This is a genomic window from Mycobacterium kyorinense, assembly GCF_002101735.1.
GTDB lineage: Bacteria > Actinomycetota > Actinomycetes > Mycobacteriales > Mycobacteriaceae > Mycobacterium > Mycobacterium kyorinense.
This window is the reverse complement of the sequence record NZ_LQPE01000080.1, coordinates 1-1,353: the sequence shown is the minus strand read 5'-3', so window position 1 is coordinate 1,353 and position 1,353 is coordinate 1. Positions and strand designations below refer to the sequence as shown.

Annotated in this window: 1 protein-coding gene and 1 pseudogene; both read left to right on the top strand. The window is 66.7% G+C overall.

The genetic code is table 11. The features are described 5' to 3' along the window. Positions 1 to 447 (top strand): tyrosine-type recombinase/integrase (locus AWC14_RS10145; protein WP_158089885.1); only part of this gene is annotated, 447 nt, incomplete at its 5' end. Beyond that, positions 431 to 1,353, top strand: a pseudogene (locus tag AWC14_RS10140) (tyrosine-type recombinase/integrase); the annotation flags it as partial. The gene AWC14_RS10145 and the pseudogene AWC14_RS10140, both read left to right, overlap by 17 nt.

The window sequence follows — 1,353 nt, the reverse complement described above, 5'->3', positions numbered from 1 at the left end:
ACACTGCACGGGCGACGGATCTACATCGGCGACGACCTGGAAGCCCTGTATTCGTCCTATGTCTGGCATCTGGTCGATCACGGCGCTGACCTTGCGATGCCGAACCTGGATACCCATTTCGTGTTCGTCAACCTCGTCGCCGGTGAACGCTTCGCCCCGATGCGAGCCGAAACCGTTTACGCCAAAGTCGATTCCCTGACCCGACGCTGCAACGGTGTCCTGCCCGAGGACTGGACACCGCACTGGCTGCGTCACACCCATGCCACTGCGCTGCTGCTGTCCGGAGCGCCGCCACACGTGGTGATGCGCCGACTCGGGCATGCCGACATCCAAACCACTTTGTCGACCTACGGCTGGGTCACCGAGGACGCCGAAATGCGCACCGTGGCCCAGTGGCGCAACTACGTGGCCGGATGGAAAGGCCTGCACGATGACGACCCCCACTGAGCCGCCATGCCCACCCACCGGCGAGGCCCCGTCACTGGTCGCTGGGCCCGGCTCGTGGGAGGCCCAGTGGGCGCAGGTTCCCGCCGCGTGGCGCCGGCCCGTCTACCCGATCTACGCGGCCCCCTATGACGAAGTCTTCCTGCGCAACCAGTTCTATCTGCGGGCCAACCGCGCCACCGCCGCACACGATTTCACCCCGGCGGCCCCACCGCGGTTCGCCGACGAGATCGCCTGGTGGGTGTGGTTGTGCTGGGATCAGCAGCTGCGCCGTATCGAGCCCTCCCTGCTGGCCTGGCTGGTGCGGACCCTGCCGGGTGCGGTCGCCGAACACAGCGCCCGCACCGGTCACCCGCCGGTCAGCATCGCTGATCTGGATCCCACCGAGCTGATCCGCCAGGCCGCCCTGGCGTTCCAGCGACGCAACAACCGGCTGCCGTCGGCGGGGTCGCGGCGCAACATCCGCCATCTCATCGAACATCTCCATTTGAGCGTGTCAGTGCGCTGCACCGACGCCCCGTGGTGGAGCCACGACATCTGGGATCTTCGCGCCGACCCCCGTATCCCTCAACGCCCGCACGAACCTCACCACGACCAAACGGTGCGGCTGCGCGGCATCGAACCGGTGTGGCTGCGGGAAGGGCTGCGGTTCTGGCTGCGCAGCGCCCTGACCTATGACTTGCTCACGTGGTCTTCAGTCGTCTCACGCACACGCAACATCGGCTCGCAGCTGGGCCGCTTCGCCCGCGACCGCGGGTATCTGCACGACCCGTTGATCAGCACCGACCCCGACGAGCTGCGGAAGGCGTTTCTGGGCTACCTGGAATACCTTCGATCACCGCAGGCCGCAACACAATCCGAGCGGCTGACCCCCTACACCGTGGCCAGCTTGCAAAGCGAAACCCAGTC